The 1,502-nt window shown below is 48.5% G+C and carries 3 protein-coding genes; all 3 read left to right on the top strand.

Features of this window, described 5'->3' with window-relative positions; genetic code table 11:
* Nucleotides 1–304: hypothetical protein (locus tag RZO55_RS00915; protein WP_318062425.1), on the top strand; the 304-nt coding region annotated here is incomplete at its 5' end.
* A gap of 14 nt (nt 305–318) precedes the next feature.
* Entirely contained in the window at nt 319–1,170 is an 852-nt protein-coding gene (locus RZO55_RS00920) for a conjugal transfer protein TrbL family protein (protein WP_318062426.1), read from the top strand.
* Nucleotides 1,167–1,502: hypothetical protein (locus tag RZO55_RS00925; RefSeq protein WP_318062427.1), on the top strand; the 336-nt coding region annotated here is incomplete at its 3' end. The genes RZO55_RS00920 and RZO55_RS00925, both read left to right, overlap by 4 nt.

Consider the following 1,502-nt stretch of genomic DNA (forward strand, 5'->3'; position numbering starts at 1 on the left):
TTCCCAAGTATCAAAATTTATTTCTGAAAAGGGGGCATTAAAGAAATGGATCAAGAACCCTTTTAGCGGTTTGTTTCAGAAACTCGACAGCATCGTTGATTTCATCCATGCAGGAATAATGTTGATCGGGGGATCAGTCGTAATTTTGGCGATTGCATATTTCGGACTTAGGTTCGCCACAGCTTCGGATCCCCATGAGAAAAGTAATGCCAAGTCATGGATCAAAAATATCCTCATTGGTGGAGCGATTCTAGCGGGAAGCAGCACGCTCGGCAAAGCGCTGTGGGAGTTCTTCAAAGACTGAGAGGAGGGGGAGGGATGAATGAATGGGTACATGAGACGATTAATGAGTGGTTAAGCGATATCGCCACCGATCTTGCCAGGGCGGGTATCGACCTGGCGGTCAAATACATTAAAGGTGGTTTGGATATCGATAAAGTTCCCGTCTTAAATTACCTCATGTTAGGTGCGATGGCACTTGCCGCCGCCGTATTCATACTAACGCTATACTCCAACGTCTTACAGGCGTGGAAGGCAATTGTCACAGAAGAAGATGTGAACTGGCTTAGGATTGTCGCAGATGCAGTCATTGCGGCGGCCATGGCGGGAGCAACAGTTCCGATCATCCGATATGCGATGGTTCCTGTCAGTAACGAAATCGTTGAATGGCTGGGGAAAGCGCCGGTCACGTTCAATGTCTCCATTGACGCGTTGCTGCTTCAGCTTTCCCCTCACAACGAGATATTTCGGGCTGGCTTTCACATTCTGTTCGGATTTCTGGTTTGGGCGATCTTTATGATTGCCCTGGCGATTTCCCAGATGATAACCTATGCCGAGCTTGTCATCGCCTTGATCATCGGTCCGATTATTGCGGCAAGAAGCCACGGGGATCGGGAAATGTATATAGCCTATTGGAAGGAGGTATTCGCGATCGTATTCACACCCGTGATTCGCATGATGATGCTCGTCATCGTGCTTTCAATGGTGGGGAAAGGAACTTTTGAGGGGCTGCTGTGGAGCCTTGGGTTCCTTATAGTAGCGGTTATGGGGCCGCACATCCTGAAGGGTTATCTCCATCGCACTGGCACTTCCTCTGCGATCGTTGGCGGAGGAAAATGGGTCATCTTTCGATTGGGTCACACAGTATTAAGGGGAGGGGGAAAGAAGTGAAAGGAAATGATGAACTAACGGCTAAAGTGCCTCGGCCAATTCGAGCGCCGAGGCACTTATGGGGCCTTACATTTAAGGGCGTGTTTGCCCTTGCAGCTGGGACGATTTTTTTAACACTCCTGTCTTGGTTAATTTTTAGTCTGCTAATTGATGATCAAACCATAATGGTGCTTGCGGTGGCAGCTGCGTTTGTGGTTTCCGGTGGGCTTATATATTTGTCGATAAGAATTGACGAGGGAACGGGAGAGATGCAGATTGGTTTCCTCGTCAGAATCATTGTGTGGAAACTTAGTCGTCGCAATGTCAGTCCGGAATGGGAAGGAAAGGAGGAG

Origin of the sequence: Clostridium boliviensis, assembly GCF_033342255.1 — a bacterium.
Classification (GTDB): Bacteria; Bacillota; Clostridia; order Lachnospirales; family Lachnospiraceae; genus Lacrimispora; species Lacrimispora boliviensis.

What these genes read in the sequence shown, in the direction of transcription:
- RZO55_RS00920 (WP_318062426.1), top strand. Translation starts at nt 319, where the DNA reads ATGAATGAATGGGTACATGAGACGATTAATGAGTGGTTAAGCGATATC.